The following is a 17,229-nucleotide window of genomic DNA, read 5'->3' as shown; positions in this document are numbered from 1 at the left end:
AGGAGAGCGCACCGTCAGCGGCCTGTGGGACCTGATCGGCAGGCTCGTCGATATCTTCAAGCCCGACGAATGTGCAAACTACTTCAAATCATGCGGCTATGAACCGGAATGAATGGAAACCGCTCTAAACGGTCTCCCACATCACAAATAGAGGCAGGCATGCTGTTGCGCGGCCTCCCGCAAGGCAAGATCAGCAATCCATTCTTAGTCGACGCTCGTTGCCGCCCCCGCCAGCATGAGATCCACGAGAAAGTCCAGAAGCTCTCCGCTTGTGACCTCGTGCGGTTCGAGCAGGCCCTGGAACATGCTTCCCTCGTGGACAGCCAGGATCAGTCGCGCGATGCGCGGGAGGTCCCGGGCAACGATGCGGGAGTCCTCGCGAAGGATGTCGGCGAGCGCGCCCTCGATGATGACGAGGATCCGCCCCTGCCGTTCGGCATAGTGGCTCGCCATGGCAGGATGGCGCAAGGCATAGAGGCCGAACTCGGCCTGGAGCAGATACCAGTCCCGATCGAACGGATAGCTGGCGATAAAGGCCTTGAGGAAATTGTCGGCCGTCGAGCCGGGCATGGACAGCGCTGAGGCGGTCGCCTCCTCCAGCCTCGACTGCAATCGCTCGATCACCCGGTCATAGAGGGCGAAGAACAATTCGTCCTTGGACCGGAAGCTAGAATTATAGGCGCCCCGGCTCAGACCGACGCGCTCGCAAATATCTTCCTGGGTTGCGCCATGGAAGCCACGTTCAGCGAAGGCCTCGAGAGCGCCATCCAGGATGCGCTCCCGGGTCTGCGCCCGGGTCTGCGCCCGGGTCGGGCGCGTTCGTGCCGGGCGGCGGCTCACGGGATCACGGGCAGGAGCATTTCGATACAAATATGTATTGAGTTGGTTGGATGTCAACGTTACCGTGCGGGAGCAGGAGACGTTCTTCATGACCTTGCGATGTTCGATGCTGGTTGCTGCGCTGGCGACTGCGGTTTGTCAGGGCGCGCAGGCGCAAACGATCGACAGGCTGGATCTCGATTATCGAAGCGCCCAGGCGAGGCTGCTCGAGCGGTCGGACGCGATCCAGGGCGCCGACGCCGATGTGCGCAGCAAGGAGGCCCAGAAGGGCTCCACGAGCACGCTGCGGCGTCCGACTGTCGAGTTCGAAGGCCAGATGATCCGCTATCAGAAAACCCTCTATCTGCCGCTCGGCCCGCTGGCGGACGTGGCCCAGGATTATGCCATCTATGATCCCCTCCGCTTCGAGATCGAGCGCACCAGCACCCGGCCGATCGTGACGGCGACGCTGCCGCTCTATTCCGGTGGCCAGATTCCCGCCGCTCAGGCGGGCGCGGCGGCGCAACTGGGGCAGTCGCGCGCCGAACGCCAGATCGTCATCGACAACGGTCTGTTGCAGATGACCCAGTTCTATTTCGGCCAGCAGCTGCTCGAGCGCGTGCGCGATGTTCGCCGTGATGCGCTCGCGGGATTGGACCGGCATGTCGCGGACGCCCTCAAACTCGAACAGGAAGGGTTCATAAGCCGGGCCCAACGCCTCCAGGCGCAGGTGGCTCGCGACGACGCCGCGCGTGAACTCGAGAAGGCGCAGGCCGATCTCGCGAGTGCGCAGGTAGCGCTTGCCGGCGCATTGCGGGCGCCGTCCGGCGTCGATCCCGTCTCCCCCATCTTCGTGATCCGCCAGCCCCTCCGCTCGCTCGACACCTATGTGGACACGGCGCTGCGCGCCCATCCCCAACTGGACCGGCTCGGCGCGCTGGAAGACCAGGCCGAAGCGGGGGTGGCCCTCCAGCGCGCCAAGCTCCGGCCTACGATCTATGGCTTCGCCCAGTATAATTTCGATCGGCGCGACACGCTGTTGACGGATCCCGACTGGTCGATGGGCGTGGGGCTGCGCTACACGCTCTTCTCCGGTGTGGGCCGCTCGCAAGCGGTGCAGGCCGCGCGGGAAACGGTGACGCAAGCCAATGCGGGCCTGCGCGAAGCCCGCACCCAGATCGAAATCGGCGTCACGCGGTCCTGGAACGATGCGGAAGCCGCGCGACGGCGGTTTGAGCTGACCGACACGGCCATCACTGCGGCGCAGGAGAATCTGCGGGTCCAGACCCTCGGCTATCAGGAGCAGCAGACAACCTCGCTCGACGTGATCGATGCGCAGCTCGGTCTTGCCCGCTCCCGGATCCAGCGCGCCCAGGCCGGATATGATTTCGTTGTCGCGCTCGCCCAGCTTCTCCACGTCAGCGGTCAGATCGCCACATTGCCGGACTATATCGACCAGGGTGAAAGGGTCACGCCATGACCGCCACATCGGAAACCCTGGTCACCCCGGACGAGACGGCTCCGCCGGTTCCGACCGGGCGGAAGCGCAAGTTGCTGCCGCTCATTGCTTTCCTCGTCGTGGTCATTCTCGGCCTCGGTCTCTGGCTGGCCTATCGCCCGGTTCCCGATCAGCTCCAGGGCATGGTCGAGGCCCGCGAACTGCGGATCACGAGCAAGGTCTCGGCTCGGATCACGGCCTTTCATGTCGAGGAAGGCCAGCCGGTGAAGACGGGACAGCTGCTCTATACGCTCGACAGTCCCGAGGTCGAAGCCCGCTCCGAACAGGCCGGCGGCGCGCTCGCCGCCGCGCAGGCGAATGCGGACAAGGCCGATGAAGGCGCACGGCCGGAGGATATCCGGGCTGCCGAGGCCCAGTGGCGACGCGCGCAGGCGGCGGCGGACCTCGCCCAGACCACCTATCAGCGCACCGAGCGCCTCTTTGAACAGGGTGTGCTGGCGGGGCAGAAACGCGACGAGAGCCGCGCAAACGCCCTGGCCTCCAATGAAGCGGCCCGAGCGGCGCGCGCGCAATATGATCTGGCGCTGGCCGGGGCGCGGCGACAGGATCGGCAGGCCGCGAGCGGACAGGTGCGCCAGGCGCGCGGCGCCCTGGCCGAAGTCGAGGCGGCCGAGAAGGAAACCCGGGTGTTCGCGCCGTCGGACGGTGAGATCGGACGCAGGCTGGCGCAGTCGGGCGAACTCGTGCCGCAGGGATTTCCCGTCTTCGTCCTGACCGACATCGATCATCCCTGGGTGACGCTCACCCTGAGAGAAGATCAGTTCAGTGCGATCCGCCGGGGACGGGTCCTGACCGGCCGCATACCTGCGCTCGGCGATCGTTGCGCCCAGTTTCGGGTCTTCTACATCGCGCCCGCCGGCGATTTCGCGACATGGCGCGCGACCCGCCAGTCGAGCGGCTTTGACGTGAAGAGCTTTGACGTGCGCCTGTCGCCCGTGTCGCGGGTCGATGGGCTGCGCCCCGGCATGACGGTCCTGTTCGACTGGCCGCAATGATCCGGGCCTTCGTCGATAGCGCCCGGCGCGAAACCGCCTTCCTGCGCGGCAGCGTCTGGGATCTGGCGCTGGTCACCTGGCTGCCTCTGCTGCTGCTGGCGATCGTCGCGGTCCAGTTGTCGGCAGGCGTCATGCGGAACCTGCCGATCGTCGTGGTCGACGAGGACGGCGGCGGCGTCGCGCGCGACCTCACCCGCAAGCTGGAGGCGTCACCCGGGCTCAAGGTCGCGGCGCGGCCACCGGACATGGCACAGGCCGAGCATCTGGTCCGCTCCAACGCCGCCTATGCCGTGGTCCTGATCCCGCGTGATCTCGAGCGCACCGTGCTGCGCGGCGAGACCGGCAAGATCCTCCTCTTCTACAATGCGAGCTATTCCACGCCCTCGGGTTCGGTGTTGCGTGAAGTCGGCACCGTGGTCCAGGCCCACGCAAAGGCCTTGGCCGGGGAGCAAAGCGCCGCGATCGCCGGTCCCGCGCGTGTGCGGCCGCAGCCGGTGAGCGTGCAGAGCCGGATCCTCTACAACCCGCAGGCCAGTTACGAGCTGCAACTCGTCGCCCTGATCCACCCCGCACTCCTGCACCTGCTGTTCATGATCGCGGTCGTGAGCGCGCTCGGTCGCGAGCTGCGGGACGGGACCATCGGAGCATGGCTTGCAGGGCCTCGAGGCGAGGCGGTCGCCGCCGTCGCCGGCAAGATCGCGCCCTATATCCTCATCTTCCTGCTCTGGGGGGCGCTTGCGACCGGCTATCTCGCGGTCTACCGGGGCTGGCCCGTGCAAGGGAGCGTGGCGATGCTGATGGGCGGCTATCTCGCCCTCTATCTCGCCTATGCGGGCATGGCCTTGTTCATCGTCGGGGCCACCCTTTCCATGGGGCAGGCGCTGTCGATGACCGCCCTCTATGCGGGCGCTTCCTTCGCCTTCGCCGGGGCGATCTTCCCGATCGAGTCGGCCTCCGCCTTCGCCCGGCTATGGAGCGCGCTGCTGCCTTTTACCCGCTTCGCGCGGCTGGTCGCGGAGCAATGGATGATCGGCGCACCCGTGCTCGCATCTCTTGGATCGATCCTGGCGCTGTTTGCCTTTCTAGTCGTCGGCTCGGGCGCCGGGCTGCCGCGCTATGTCTCGGCGCGGATGAGCCCGGAGGTCTGGGGACGACGATGATCGGCCGCGCCTTCCTCGCTACCTTCCGCGCCGTTCTCTCCGACCGCTCCGCCTTCATGCTGATCGTCGTGTCGACGATCCTCTATTCCTTCTTCTACCCTTCAGCCTATTCCGGGGAGGTCGCGGTCCGCATTCCGGTGGCCGTCGTCGATCTCGACGACAGCGGCGCAAGCCGCAGTCTCGTGCGCCGGATCGCAGCGCTCCAGCAGGCCGATCTTGCCGCGCGCCCGGCCTCTCCAGGAGCCGCCCGGCTCTGGCTCGAGACGACCGGCGCAGGGGCCGTGGTCATCATCCCCGAGGGGTTCGAGCGACATATTCTGAACGGCGCCCAGGGCACGGTCGCGCTCTACGGCAACGGCGCCTATCTGCTGCGCAGCAGCACGGCGCTGTCAGGCATCGGCCTGGCGGTCACCACGATCGCCGGCGAGGCGGCGAGCGATCAGGCCATGGCGCAGGGCGCACCCGCCCGCCCTGCCCTGTCGCTCGTTCAGCGCCCGCTGTTCAACACGCGCGAAGGCTATGGCAGCACGGTGTTCCCCGGGGTCGGCTTCCTCATCATTCACCAGACCCTGCTGATGGGCCTGACGATGCTCGCCGCCACCCTGCGCGAGACACTGGGACGCTTTCGTCTGCCCTCGCGCACCCTTATCGGAATTGCCCTGGCCTTCTTCGTGATCGGCTGGGCCGACGTGGCCTATTATGCGGGTTTTGTGTTCTGGTTTCAGGACTATCCCCGCGCCGCCGGCTCTCCTGGCGCCTTGATCGTGGGCGGCAGTTTGTTCGTGGGCGCGACTGTGGCGGCGGCGCTTGCGCTGGCCAGCCTCTTCCGGACACGGGAACGACCCCTGCAACTGTGGATGGGCACGTCGCTCGCCATCTTCTTCCTCGCGGGTCTCTCCTGGCCGGCGGAGGCGACGCCGGCCTGGCTGGCGCTCCTCGCGCGCCTCCTGCCAACCACCGCGGGCATTCATCTCATGGTCGGGCTCAATCAGATGGGCGCGAGCCTTGCCGAGCAGACGCGGGAGGTGCTCAACCTCGCCATCCTCATTCTGGTCTACGGAGGCCTGGCCTGGTGGCGCTTCACGAAGATTTCCGCGCCGGACCTTCAGCCTCTCAAGCCTGACTGACGCCTCAATGGAACGAGATCGTCAGGGGCACCCCAAGTGCAACCCTCTCGCCCCGGCCGACGCGACCTTGGCGCAACCCAGGGGGAGGTGTTCGAAGCGGACCTCTGCAGGGCTTCATCAGATAGAGATCACCGAGATGGGGATAAACCGGAGGCTGCCTCGACTATTGCTCTGCTTTCGCCGCCGCGAGGATCGCGGCCTCTACCGGCGCCCAGGTGGGGTCCGCAGGCGAAAGCATGTTGAAGTGGCCCGCATTCTCCAGGGTGATCACCGTCGCCTTATCGCCGGCCGACTGTGCGGCTGCTGCATAGGCTTGCGCGGCTGAAGGCTCCAGCACGACGGAAGCGACCATGAATTGAGGCACGGCCAGAGGCAGCCATTCGATCGGATTTGCCTGACGGTAGCGGCCCGCCTGTGCGTCAGGAGCGCCCCCGAACAGGTTGACGAAGATCGGGCGGCCGCAAATCTCCTTGTCGAACCCGTACAGGGTTCGCAGGTCGCCTGGGCCGTCGATGGCGACCGCGGCGGAAACCTTCAGTGGATCAGCGCCGCGGACCTCGCTGTCGGCAGGCAATCTGGGACGGGCCGCCAGCCACAGGGCAGCGTGGGCGCCGGCCGAATGTCCCACCGTCACCACATGCTTCAGGTCCAGAGGCTGGGTTCGTGCCAGCACCCTCAAGTGATCGAGCGCCGCTCCCCAATCCTGGAAGGTCCCAGGCCACCCGCCGCGGGTGTCACCAACCTGTCGATACTCTATATTCCATGTCGCCACGCCCTTGTCCGTCAAGGCGCTCGCCAACGGCGCCGTGCCTGCCAGTGTCTCATAGCCTTTGGTCCAGCAGCCACCGTGAATGACCATGACGACGGGAAACGGGCCAGGACCTGCAGGCAAGCGCAGTTCACCGATCTGCAGAGGATCAGGACCATAGGCCTCGACGAGCGTCGGAGCGGTGACGGGAAGGGCGTGGAGTTGGGGCGGTCCGATCAGCGCATGTTGGTTATCCGACGGCGTCTGCGCCCAAGCGGTGCTCGTGACAATCAAGACTGTAGCCAGGCCTAATGAACGGTATCGCATGATCTACCTCTTTCATGCATCTTCCCGCTCCGACGTTACCAGCCAGTTCGTCAAATGTGAGAAGACAGCGATTCGTCATTAGATAACATGGTTCGCTATATTCTTTTCGGAAACACCATTCCGTCATCGAGTGGGCAAAGCGATAGATGAAATCCCGTTTCTGGCGCAAAGCATATGGCGGCTATGCGCGATCACGGTAGCCTTGATCATGGAAGTGATACGTCAGGCGACCAAAGAGCTATCTAGATTTCATTGTCGTCGTGAATTGCGGTTTCAGAGGATCGTGGGTTTTATCTCACTTGGCTATCCATGCTTCGACCAGCTTGACCGCATCCTCTACTGTTTTGACCTCACCGGCGGCTTCATCCGGGATAGTGAGTCCGAATTCGTCTTCAAGCGCCATCACAACTTCCAGCACATCGAGACTATCCACGCCGATGTCATCGTAGAAAGACGAAGCAAGGGCAATCTGATCCGGATAGACGCCGAGCTGACGGCTAATGATCCTGAAAACTCGGGGAGCGATTTCTTCCATCACAAAGCCCTCGCGCGGACACTATCGGCTAGGAAACAGGGCAGATTCTCGTAAACTCAATCATCGCAGAGCAACGATATTGTCCTGCGGCCAGTAAATTCATCATGCCTTGCTGAGCATTTTCTCGGCGCTCGTTTTCACAAAATCCGAAATCTGTCCTGACATCATTTTGAGGAACAGCGGTACGCTGACGTCGCCGCGAATCTCGCTATCCTCAATGTCGAGTTGCACCGGGATATTCTGCCCCATCGCCCCGATGACCAAGTGTAGTGCGTAGTCCGATACCCACTCGGAACTGAGCGAACCGCCTCCCGGGATATGCGCTGCCAGCTTGGGCAGGCCGGCCTCGATCCTGCTCTTCGCTTCGATTTTACCAAGGCTGTGCGGGATAACGACTTCCATATCTTCTTTCCTGTTCAGGCCGCCCGATCGACGAGCAGCAAGGTCGATGTCGCGGAGGCATAGAGTTTGCCGGCCATGTCGATCAGACGCGCCTCGGTATGCGCCACCCTCTTGCCCATCGACACCACCTGGCCGATTGCACGGACCATCCCGACCCTGTCGGTCAAGGGCGCATGATAGGCGACCTTGAGTTCGAGCGTGACGCAGTTGATGGGCACTTGGGCCGCGGAGTTCGCCGCGATGCCGCAGGCCGAATCCAGCAGCGTCGCGGCATAGCCACCATGGGCGATGCCCATGAAATTGTAGGTCTGCGAGGTGGGCGTCGCGACAAAGACGACCTTCCCCTCCTCCGCCTCAAGCAGATCGATGTCGAACAGGTCCATCATGGGCGGCCGGGTGCCGGCCGCCATGAACTGTTCGATCTCTTCCAGACCGGTCATCGCTTACCTCAAAGCTTTTCGGTCAGTTCAGGAACGATCTTGAAGAGGTCGCCGACCAGGCCGATATCGGCGACCTGGAAGATGGGCGCGTCCTCATCCTTGTTGATCGCGATGATGGTCTTGCTATCCTTCATGCCAGCAAGGTGCTGAATCGCACCCGATATGCCGACGGCGACATAGACTTCCGGCGCCACGATCTTGCCGGTCTGGCCGACCTGAAAATCGTTGGGCGCATAGCCAGCATCGACCGCCGCGCGGCTTGCGCCCACACCCGCGCCCAGCTTGTCGGCCAGCGGATCGATCACGCCATGAAACTGCCCGGCCGAGCCCAGCGCTCGCCCGCCCGAGACGATGATTTTGGCCGAGGTGAGTTCCGGGCGCTCGGACTGGGCGATCTCGGCACCCACGAAGCTGGAAAGTCCCGCATCCGTGCCCGTCGCAGCCTCGATACTGGCCGAGCCACCCTCGCGGGCCGCCTTCTCGAAGGCTGTGCCACGCACCGTGATAACCTTCTTTGCATCAGACGACTGGACCGTCGCGATCGCATTTCCCGCGTAGATGGGACGCGTGAACGTGTCAGCGCTTTCCACCGACAGGATGTCGCTGACCTGCATCACATCAAGCAAGGCCGCCACGCGCGGCGCGATGTTCTTGCCATTCGAAGTGGAAGGCGCCACGAACGCGTCATAGCCGCGCATCAGGTCCGCGACGGCCGGCGCGACATTCTCGGGCAAAGCGTGTTTGAACGCCGCATCGTCGAACGTTACGACTTTGGCGACACCCGCGACCTTCGCAGCAGCCTCGGCCACGCCGCCGATGCCCGCACCGGCAACCAGCAGATGGACCTCACCAAGTTTGGCAGCGGCGGTGACGGCCGATAGCGTCGCATCCTTGACCGACGCATTGTCATGTTCAACCCAGACGAGCGTATTCATAACTTATTCTCCGAGAAATCCGCCCCCGCTTCATCTCTGTGCGCACAGGATGAAGCGGGGTGCGCCGTCACTTGCATGGGAGAGGTTCGGCAAGTTCGGCGCGTTTGAAAGTTTATCAAATCGCCATTTCCTTGAGCCTGGCGACCAATTCATCGACGTCGGCCACCTTGATGCCCGCCGAGCGCTTGGGGGGTTCGGTCACCTTGAGCGTCTTGAGGCGCGAGGCGATCTCAACACCGAGATCGGCCGGCGTCTTCGTCGCCAGCGGCTTGGATTTGGCCTTCATGATATTGGGCAGGCTCGCATAGCGCGGTTCGTTGAGACGCAGATCGGTCGTCACGATCGCCGGCAGTTTGAGGCTTACGGTCTCCAGACCGCCATCCACCTCACGGGTCACCGCGACAGTCTCGCCCGATACTTCGACCTTGCTGGCGAATGTGCCCTGCCCCCAACCGAGAAGGGCTGCCAGCATCTGGCCGGTCTGATTGGCATCATCGTCGATGGCCTGCTTGCCGAGGATCACCAGGCCCGGAGCCTCCTCGGTGGCGATGGCCTTCAGGATCTTGGCGACGGCGAGCGGCTCGACCTCATCGTCAGTCTGGACGAGGATCGCGCGGTCGGCCCCCATGGCGAGCGCGGTGCGCAGCGTTTCCTGCGCCTTGGCGACGCCGATCGACACCACCACGATTTCGGTCGCGACTCCCTTTTCCTTGAGGCGGATAGCCTCTTCGACGGCGATCTCGTCGAACGGGTTCATCGACATTTTCACGTTCGCCAAATCGACGCCCGTCCCATCCGCCTTCACGCGCGGTTTCACATTATAATCGATAACCCGCTTGACGGGCACAAGCACCTTCATGGATCAATCCTACTCTGATTGTAATGCCGCCTGATATTCGGCAATGAGTCTCTCACAGATGGATCGGGCCGGTTGGACGGCAGTGGTAGCGCCGACACCGTGGCCTGCCGACCAGATCGTCTTCCAGGCCTTGGCCTCCTCCGAAACCGAAAGCGCGCCATGTGGCTCAGGGAGAGTCGCGGCTTCCAGCGAGGGCCGGAGAAAATTGGCCCCGACGCCGGTGACCCGGTCCGTATAGACGATATCCGCTGGTCCGGCCCCGATCACCATGTCTTTCTGTGCCGGCGAGGCGAGACTCTCTTCCGACGCGATGAAGTGGGATCCGATATAGGCAAGATCGGCCCCCATCATCTGCGCGGCCGCGATCTGGTGGCCGCGCGTGATGGCGCCGGAAAGCGCCAGCGGCCCCTGGAAGAAGCGCCGTATCTCGTCAACCAGTGCGAACGGGCTCATCGTGCCGGCATGTCCCCCCGCGCCGGCAGCGACCGCGATCAGACCGTCGACGCCAGCTTCGAGCGCCTTTTCCGCATGACGCACGTTCGTCACGTCGTGAAAGACCAGCCCGCCATAGCCCTGAACCACCTGGACAAGATCCGCGACGGCGCCGAGCGAGGTGATGACCAATGGCACATGGTGCCGAACGATCAGTTCCAGATCGGCGTCGAGCCTCGGATTGCTCTTATGGACGATGAGGTTGACGCCGAAGGGCGCCGCTCCCGGCATGGGAGCCAGCCGCTCCTCGATTTCATCCAGCCATTCACCGAAACCTTCGCTGGTCCGCTGATTGAGCGCCGGGAACGTGCCAAGCAGTCCCGCCTCGCAGCAACTGACGACAAGGTCCGGTCCCGACACAAGGAACATCGGCGCAACGATGGCTGGAATGGCCAGCCGCTTTTCGAGGCTTGCCGGAAGCGTCAAAACACGTCGTCTTCCAGCGCCATCAGCGACTTCTTGCCCGCCTTGATCGCCAGGAAGCTGGCCGTCGCCTGCGGCAGGATGCGCTCGAAGAAGAACGTCGCCGTCTTGATCTTGGCATCGTAGAAGCGCTTGTCCTCGCTGCCGAAGAAGAGCTGCAAGCCTGCAATCTTGGTCGCCTTGGCAAAGCAATAGCCCATGGCCACCAGGCCCATCAGACGCAGATAGTCCGCCGACGCCGCGCCCGCCTCTTCGGGATCCTTGAGTGCCCGCTGCGCGACCGTGGCCGTCGAAAGCTGCAGCGCCCCGAACGCCTTGGCGAGCGCCTCGACCATCGGCTTCATCGGTCCGTCGACGTTGTTTTCCTCGATGAAAGCCGACACCGGATGGAAGAAGCTGCGCAGATAGCGGCCCATATGGGCGCCGAGCTTGCGGCCGACGAGATCGAGCGCCTGAACGCCGTTCGTCCCCTCATAGATCATGGTGATCCGGGCATCACGGGCATATTGCTCGACGCCGCTTTCGCGGATGTAGCCGTGGCCGCCATAGCATTGGACAGCGAGGTTCGCACTGTCGAACGCAAGGTCGGTGAAGAGCGCTTTGACGACGGGGGTCATGAGCGCGATGAAGTCACTCGCTCGCTGGCGCACTTCGGGTTCGGGAGAATGTTTTTCCGCGTCCAGCGCGCGCGAGACCCAGGCCGAGAGCGCCCGGCACCCCTCATTATAGGCCCGCATCGTCATCAACATGCGGCGAACATCGGGATGGACGATGATCGGATCGGCAGCCTGTTCGGGATATTTGGGGCCCGAGAGCGCCCGGCCCTGAATACGGTCCTTCGCATACCAGGCGGCCGCCTGATACGCGGCTTCACCGACACCGAGGCCCTGAATGCCGACAGAGACGCGCTCAGTGTTCATCATCGTGAACATGGCGGCCATGCCCTTGCCCGGCTCGCCGACCAGCCAACCGGTCGAATCGTCGAAGTTCATCTGGCAGGTCGCCGACGCCTTGAGACCCATCTTGTGCTCGATCGCGGCGCAGGCGACGCCGTTCGATTGACCGGGAGTGCCGTCCTCCTTGGGAAGATATTTGGGAACGAGGAACAGGCTGATGCCCTTTACGCCCTTGGGGGCGTCGGGCAGGCGGGCGAGCACGAGATGGATGATATTCTCGGTCAGGTCATGCTCACCGGCGGAGATGAAGATCTTGGAGCCGGTGACCTTGTAGCTGCCATCGCCCTGCGGGACCGCGCGGCTGCGCAGGAGCCCGAGATCGGTACCGCAATGAGGCTCGGTCAGGCACATCGTGCCGGACCATTGACCGCTTACCATCTTGGGCAGGTAGGCCTGCTTGAGCGCGTCGCTCCCATGGCCCTCGATCGCAGTGGTCGCACCATGGGTGAGGCCCGGATAGAGGCCGAAGGAAAGGTTGGACGAGCAGATCATCTCTTCGACCAGCTTGTTGACCGCTTCCGGCAGCCCTTGCCCACCCCATTCTGGATCGGATGCGAGCGCGGTCCAGCCACCTTCGGCGAATTGCTTATAGGCTTGCGCGAACCCCGCCGGCGTCCGCACAACGCCGTTTTCCAGATGGCATCCTTCCTCGTCGCCCGACCGATTGATCGGCAAGAGCACGTCGCGACAGAAGCGCGCCGCCTCCTCGAGGATGGCATCGGTCAGATCCGGCGTGAACTCCGCCAGCGCGGGAATGTCCCCGAAGCCGTCATCGGCATGGAGTTCGTTGAGCACGAAGCGCATATCGCGCAACGGGGCGTCATAGACTTGCATATTTATATCTCCTGACCAGTCGGCCCTCGGGCCGCCGGCCGCCAATCAGTTACGCAGCGGCTTGCCGGTGACGAGCATCTGCTCGACGCGCGCCTGGGTCCGCGGGTCGCGCACCAGTTGCATGAAGGCCTTGCGCTCGAGCGCCAGCAGATCCTCTTCGGTCACGATGTCGATCAGATCCTTCTCGCCGCCCGTCAGGACGTCGGCGAGCGCGCCGGACACGACACCATCGTAGGAGGTTGCGAGGCCACGGGCCTGGAATCCTTCGACAGCCATCGAAAGAGCGGACTTGCCTCCCGCGCCAGGCAAGCGGAATTCCGGAGCCACGGGCGGTTTGTAACCGTCCGCCAGTTCCAGTGCCTTCGCCTTGGCATCCGCCAGCAGGCGGTCGCGGTTCATCGTGATGCCGTCCGACGGACGCAGGAAGCCATGCTCCTTCGCCTCGGCGGCCGACTTTGCCACAGTGGCCGTCGATACCGTCTCGAACACCTTGGCAACGGCCGGCATCGGCCCCTTGGGCATGCCGGGACTGGAGCGCCAGCGATCGATCATTTCACCGCATCCGCCCCAGCCAGGGATCAGGCCCACGCCGCACTCGACCAGACCCACATAGCTTTCGGCATGGGCCTGCACGGCATCACTGTTGAGCAGGATCTCGCAACCACCGCCCAACGCCATGCCGGCCGGCGCGCTCACGACCGGGAACGGCGCATATTTGAGCGCCTTGTAGGCCTGCTGCCCGCCCGCGACGAGCTTTTCGATCTCGCCCCATGCCGCGATGTTCAGCGCGAACAGGGCAAGGCCGAGATTGGCGCCAGCAGAGAAATTGCTGCCCTCATTATAGACGACGAGCGCCTTGAACTTGTCCTGCACGACCGGGATCGCCTGACCGATCAGCTTCATCACATCGCCGTCGAGCGCGTTCATCTTGCCGGTGAACTCAAGGCAGGCAACGCCGTCGCCGACATCCCAGAGTGCCGCCGAGCCATTTTTGAGGATCGGCTGGCTATGAAGCTTGATGTCTTCCAGCAGCAGCACGCCCTCGGGCCGCACGACATCATGATAGTCGCCGGCGGCATCGAGATATTGCCGACGGCCGTCCTGCACCCGGTAGAATGGCCGATCTCCGGCTACCTTGAGGATCGCGGGAACATCCCGCCCCTCGGCCGCCAGCCGTTCGGCGAGCTTGCCCGGCCCGAGGCGATCGATCAGTTCGAACGGCCCGAACTTCCAGTTGTAGCCGAGCTTCATCGCGTCATCGATGCCGACGATGTTGTCCGCAGCTTCACCGACCAGACTCGCGGCATAGGAAAGAACCTTGCCGAGAATTTCCCAGGCATAGGCGCCGACCTTGCCGGGCGCAGCAACCAATGCTGCCAGGTCCTTCTCGGCCCGGCCCGGCAAGGAAGCCGGCTTCACCGATACGCGATATTCGCCGGTCGCGAGATCGAGCGCTTTCTTGGTCTTCGTCGCCTTGTCGAACGCGTAGAAACCGCCCTTGCCCTTCCGCCCGGTAAAGCCTTCCGCGATCATCCTGTCGACGAGCGGCATCGGCCTCACCGTGTCGAAATAGGCGTCACCTGCCGGCAGCGTCGAGGACAGGCTCTTCGTGAGCAGCGGCATGAGGTCGACGCCAACGAGATCGACAAGGCCGAAAATGCCGGTCTTGGGCACGCCCATCGGCTTTCCGCCGATCTGGTCGGCTTCCTCCACCGTCAGCCCCTGGTCCATCGCGGCATTGATCGCGACGGCCAGCCAGTAGGTACCGATGCGATTGGCGATGAAGCCCGGCGTGTCCCGCGCCGGCACGATGCGCTTGCCGAGCTTTCGATCGACGAAATCCGAGACGCGCCTCGCCACAGCCGTATCAGTGTCGGGGCCGGTCACGATTTCGATGAGCCGCATGTAGCGCGGCGGATTGAAGAAATGGGTGATCAGGAAGTCCTGTTTGAACTGATCGTCCCGCCCCTCGACCAGATGGCCAAGCGGAATCGTCGAGGTATTGGACGATACCGCCGTGCCCGGACGCTTGAGCTGCTCGAGCTTGGCGTAGAGCGCCTGCTTGATGTCGAGCCGTTCGACGATCGCCTCGACGATCCAGTCGCATTCGGCCACCCGCTCGAGATGGTCGTCGATATTGCCCGTTTCAACGAGCTTCGCCGCAGCCTTCGACATGAAGGGCGCCGGATCGGTCTTCAGCATCTTCGCGACCGCACCCTTCGCCACGGCGTCACGATCGCCGCCCTCCTTGGGCACGATATCGAGCAGCAGCACCGGCACGCCGGCATTGGCGACCTGCGCTGCGATGCCGGCGCCCATGACGCCTGCGCCGATCACGCAGACCTTTTTGATGGTTTCCGGCGGGGCGCCGACTGGCTTGATGGCCTGCTCGCTCATTCCGCCGCCTCCAGCACGGTGGCGATGCCCTGACCGCCGCCGATGCACTGGGTGGCAAGCGCATAGCTGCCGCCTTCGCGCTTCAGCAGAGCCGCGGCCTTGCCCACGATCCGCGCACCGGTCGCCCCCAGAGGGTGGCCTATCGCGATGGCGCCGCCGTCCAGATTGACCTTCGACTGGTCAAGCCCCAGGTCGCTGATGCAGGCCAGTGACTGGCTCGCAAAGGCTTCGTTGAGCTCGACAACGTCAAGCTGGTCCACACTGAGCCCCGCCCGCTGCAGCGCCTTGCGCGAGGCCTCGACCGGTCCGATGCCCATGATCTCCGGCTGGCAGCCAGAGACAGCAACCGACTTGATGCGGGCAAGGATCGGCAGTCCATGCGCGCGCGCATAATCCTCGCTCGTGACCAGGATTGCGCTTGCGCCATCGGTCAGCGGCGAGGACGTTCCCGCCGTTACCGTGCCGTCCTGGCTGAAGGCCGGCTTCAGCCCGGCGAGGGTTTCCGTCGTCGTGCCGGCACGCGGCGTGCCATCCTTGTCGACCACGCCCGCCTTGGTCGTGATCGGCACGATCTCGGCCTCGAGCTTGCCGGCCGCGATAGCCGCGGCCGCCTTGTCCTGACTGGCGACCGCAAAGGCTTCCTGCTGGGCACGGGTGATCTGATATTTGGTCGCGACATTCTCCGCCGTGTCGCCCATGCCCATATAGGCGGCGCTCTTCTTCGCGAGCTCGGGGTTCGGCAGCGGATTGAACCCCATCATCGGCACGCGGCTCATCGACTCCACGCCCGCGCAGATGAAGGCCTCGCCGGCGCCAAGCTGAATCTGGCCCGCAGCGATGTGGACCGAGCTCATCGACGATCCGCAGAAGCGATTAACGGTCATGCCGCCGACAGAGAGCGGCAGGTCGGCGAGAAGACCGATAAGGCGCGCGATGTTGAAGCCCTGCTCGCCTTCAGGAAAAGCGCAGCCCAGCACGATATCCTCGATATCTTCGGCCTTCACGCCGGTCTGCTGAATCAGTCCGCGAATGACCTGAGCGGCCAGATCGTCAGGGCGGACGCGCGCCAGCGCGCCCTTGCCTGCCAGGTGAAAGGGGGACCGGGCATAGCCCGCAACAACCACATTACGCATCGATGATAGCCTCTCCAGGGAATCGGACATCTGATTACCTAATGGTGCGTGAAATGACGTTTACGTCAACTAAAATCTTTGGCACTCTTCTCACGCCGTCGAGGGAATCGTCATGCACCGGTTCCCGGGAGGCTTGATATCGGAGGTCTTGGCCGAGGAACGTACGGATGCTCGCCAGTGAAAAACCGCGCACTCTCATCCCGGCGATGATGCTCGCGCCCGTCTTATCGACGGCTGCGCCTCTCCCCAAGCGCCACTGCACCTGTTTTCGAAGGCGCACACATGCGATTTTCTGAGCATCCCCTCCGGCGTCAGATCGTCGGCGAAATGCATCTGCGCCGTTTTCCTGCACTCGAATTGCCCGCCATGGCATTTCAGACGGTTCGCCTGGTCGATGAGAATGACCGGGAGAAGGAATGGCTGATCCTGGAGCAGCGATGTGCCTCTGGACTCGATCGCAACCTGCGCCACCTGGAAACGGAGTGGTCCGCCAACGGGCGGCTGGCCTGGGAAAGGCACAGTGAAGCGGTCACCACGACGCTAACGTCAACCTCGGTCAGCGCGGACGCGCAGTTCTGGTCTGCTCCCGACGTCGGCCCCTTCAGTGATACCTTGCAGTGGATGGAAACGCTGCCGGGCCTGGTCATCCGCGCAACCCACATCGTCGTTGTGGCGAACGATAGCTACGCCGAGCCGGTTGTCGATCGGGCCGACTTCCATCCGGGCCATCTCGTCTCCTGCATCATCGGGGATAGCGTCCGGATCTGGAGCGACTTTCGCATTCACGCCGGCGGCTACGGGCGCCTGGTCGTTGCCGCGAACGGGGCGGCTGACGGCGAAGTGTCGCGTTCCATCCAGCGCATTCAGGAACTGGGCAATTATCGCAATCTTTCCTTGCTTGAAGGCGCGCAAAGATCAATAGCTTGACGGCGTCACACACGAACACGCCCGAACGCTGACGACGGGGCCAGCAGCGCCTGACCCTCCAATTCGCACACAACCTAGGGCCGATCGACATTCAGGATTCCCAAGAGGTCTAATTGCTGATTCATAGGGCTCCGTGTTGGACACGGAGCGGACGATGGGGATCAAGCGATACGAATTGAACGATGTGCAGTGGGCGAAGAT

Annotated in this window: 16 protein-coding genes and 1 pseudogene; 6 read left to right on the top strand and 11 right to left on the bottom strand. The window is 63.7% G+C overall.

Features of this window, described 5'->3' with window-relative positions:
• Positions 1-112: pseudogene (locus tag LQ220_RS24155) on the top strand (IS630 family transposase); the annotation flags it as partial.
• 92 nt (positions 113-204) lie between these two features.
• Here LQ220_RS24155 and LQ220_RS24150 read toward each other — a convergent pair.
• Positions 205-930, bottom strand: a complete 726-nt coding sequence (locus LQ220_RS24150) for a TetR/AcrR family transcriptional regulator (protein ID WP_230190538.1) — start codon at positions 928-930, stop codon at positions 205-207.
• 16 nt (positions 931-946) lie between these two features.
• Here LQ220_RS24150 and LQ220_RS24145 point away from each other — a divergent pair, with 16 nt between their 5' ends.
• Genes LQ220_RS24145 through LQ220_RS24130 form a run of 4 tightly spaced genes read left to right on the top strand, consistent with a single transcriptional unit; the run spans position 947 to position 5,620 of the window.
• Entirely contained in the window at positions 947-2,299 is a 1,353-nt protein-coding gene (locus LQ220_RS24145; RefSeq protein WP_230190537.1) for a TolC family protein, read from the top strand.
• Complete coding sequence (locus LQ220_RS24140; RefSeq protein ID WP_004206989.1) at positions 2,296-3,333, top strand: efflux RND transporter periplasmic adaptor subunit; 1,038 nt, start codon at positions 2,296-2,298, stop codon at positions 3,331-3,333. The genes LQ220_RS24145 and LQ220_RS24140 overlap by 4 nt, the downstream gene beginning before the upstream one ends.
• Positions 3,330-4,493, top strand: coding sequence for an ABC transporter permease (locus tag LQ220_RS24135; RefSeq protein WP_004206986.1), 1,164 nt, complete (start codon positions 3,330-3,332; stop codon positions 4,491-4,493). Before LQ220_RS24140 ends, LQ220_RS24135 begins: the two co-directional genes overlap by 4 nt.
• Positions 4,490-5,620, top strand: coding sequence for an ABC transporter permease (locus LQ220_RS24130; RefSeq protein WP_004206985.1), 1,131 nt, complete (start codon positions 4,490-4,492; stop codon positions 5,618-5,620). The genes LQ220_RS24135 and LQ220_RS24130 overlap by 4 nt, the downstream gene beginning before the upstream one ends.
• Before the next feature lie 163 nt (positions 5,621-5,783).
• On the opposite strand, the gene LQ220_RS24125 is transcribed toward LQ220_RS24130, so the two are convergent.
• From LQ220_RS24125 to LQ220_RS24080, 10 genes are all read right to left on the bottom strand, one after another.
• Positions 5,784-6,662: an alpha/beta hydrolase gene (locus LQ220_RS24125; protein WP_025290594.1), complete on the bottom strand. Its 879-nt coding sequence runs from the start codon at positions 6,660-6,662 to the stop codon at positions 5,784-5,786.
• A gap of 328 nt (positions 6,663-6,990) precedes the next feature.
• Positions 6,991-7,230 carry an acyl carrier protein gene (gene acpP / locus LQ220_RS24120; protein ID WP_004206981.1) on the bottom strand — a complete coding sequence of 80 codons (240 nt, stop codon included), beginning with the start codon at positions 7,228-7,230 and terminating at the stop codon, positions 6,991-6,993.
• 102 nt (positions 7,231-7,332) lie between these two features.
• Complete coding sequence (locus LQ220_RS24115) at positions 7,333-7,632, bottom strand: polyhydroxyalkanoic acid system family protein (RefSeq protein WP_004206980.1); 300 nt, start codon at positions 7,630-7,632, stop codon at positions 7,333-7,335.
• Between the two features lie 14 nt (positions 7,633-7,646).
• Positions 7,647-8,072, bottom strand: coding sequence for a PaaI family thioesterase (locus LQ220_RS24110; RefSeq protein ID WP_004206979.1), 426 nt, complete (start codon positions 8,070-8,072; stop codon positions 7,647-7,649).
• Positions 8,073-8,080: 8 nt separating this feature from the next.
• Positions 8,081-9,007, bottom strand: coding sequence for an electron transfer flavoprotein subunit alpha/FixB family protein (locus LQ220_RS24105; RefSeq protein WP_004206978.1), 927 nt, complete (start codon positions 9,005-9,007; stop codon positions 8,081-8,083).
• Between the two features lie 115 nt (positions 9,008-9,122).
• A complete protein-coding gene (locus LQ220_RS24100; RefSeq protein WP_004206977.1) occupies positions 9,123-9,866 on the bottom strand; it encodes an electron transfer flavoprotein subunit beta/FixA family protein in 744 nt (247 codons plus the stop codon).
• A gap of 9 nt (positions 9,867-9,875) precedes the next feature.
• Positions 9,876-10,784 carry a nitronate monooxygenase gene (locus LQ220_RS24095; RefSeq protein ID WP_025290593.1) on the bottom strand — a complete coding sequence of 303 codons (909 nt, stop codon included), beginning with the start codon at positions 10,782-10,784 and terminating at the stop codon, positions 9,876-9,878.
• Positions 10,781-12,571 (bottom strand): acyl-CoA dehydrogenase C-terminal domain-containing protein, encoded by a 1,791-nt coding sequence (locus LQ220_RS24090; protein WP_025290592.1) that lies wholly within the window; start codon positions 12,569-12,571, stop codon positions 10,781-10,783. The genes LQ220_RS24095 and LQ220_RS24090 overlap by 4 nt, the downstream gene beginning before the upstream one ends.
• Before the next feature lie 45 nt (positions 12,572-12,616).
• Positions 12,617-14,968 carry a 3-hydroxyacyl-CoA dehydrogenase/enoyl-CoA hydratase family protein gene (locus LQ220_RS24085; protein ID WP_025290591.1) on the bottom strand — a complete coding sequence of 784 codons (2,352 nt, stop codon included), beginning with the start codon at positions 14,966-14,968 and terminating at the stop codon, positions 12,617-12,619.
• Positions 14,965-16,101 carry a thiolase family protein gene (locus tag LQ220_RS24080; RefSeq protein ID WP_004206969.1) on the bottom strand — a complete coding sequence of 379 codons (1,137 nt, stop codon included), beginning with the start codon at positions 16,099-16,101 and terminating at the stop codon, positions 14,965-14,967. The genes LQ220_RS24085 and LQ220_RS24080 overlap by 4 nt, the downstream gene beginning before the upstream one ends.
• 282 nt (positions 16,102-16,383) lie before the next feature.
• On the opposite strand from LQ220_RS24080, the gene LQ220_RS24075 reads away from it, so the two are divergent.
• Positions 16,384-17,028 (top strand): DUF3422 family protein, encoded by a 645-nt coding sequence (locus LQ220_RS24075; protein ID WP_066764030.1) that lies wholly within the window; start codon positions 16,384-16,386, stop codon positions 17,026-17,028.
• Positions 17,029-17,229: the final 201 nt, after the last annotated feature.

This window comes from Sphingobium sp. CECT 9361, assembly GCF_918741285.1.
Taxonomy (GTDB): domain Bacteria; phylum Pseudomonadota; class Alphaproteobacteria; order Sphingomonadales; family Sphingomonadaceae; genus Sphingobium.
Note: the sequence above shows the minus strand (reverse complement) of the source record. Positions and strands in the feature narration are given on the sequence as shown.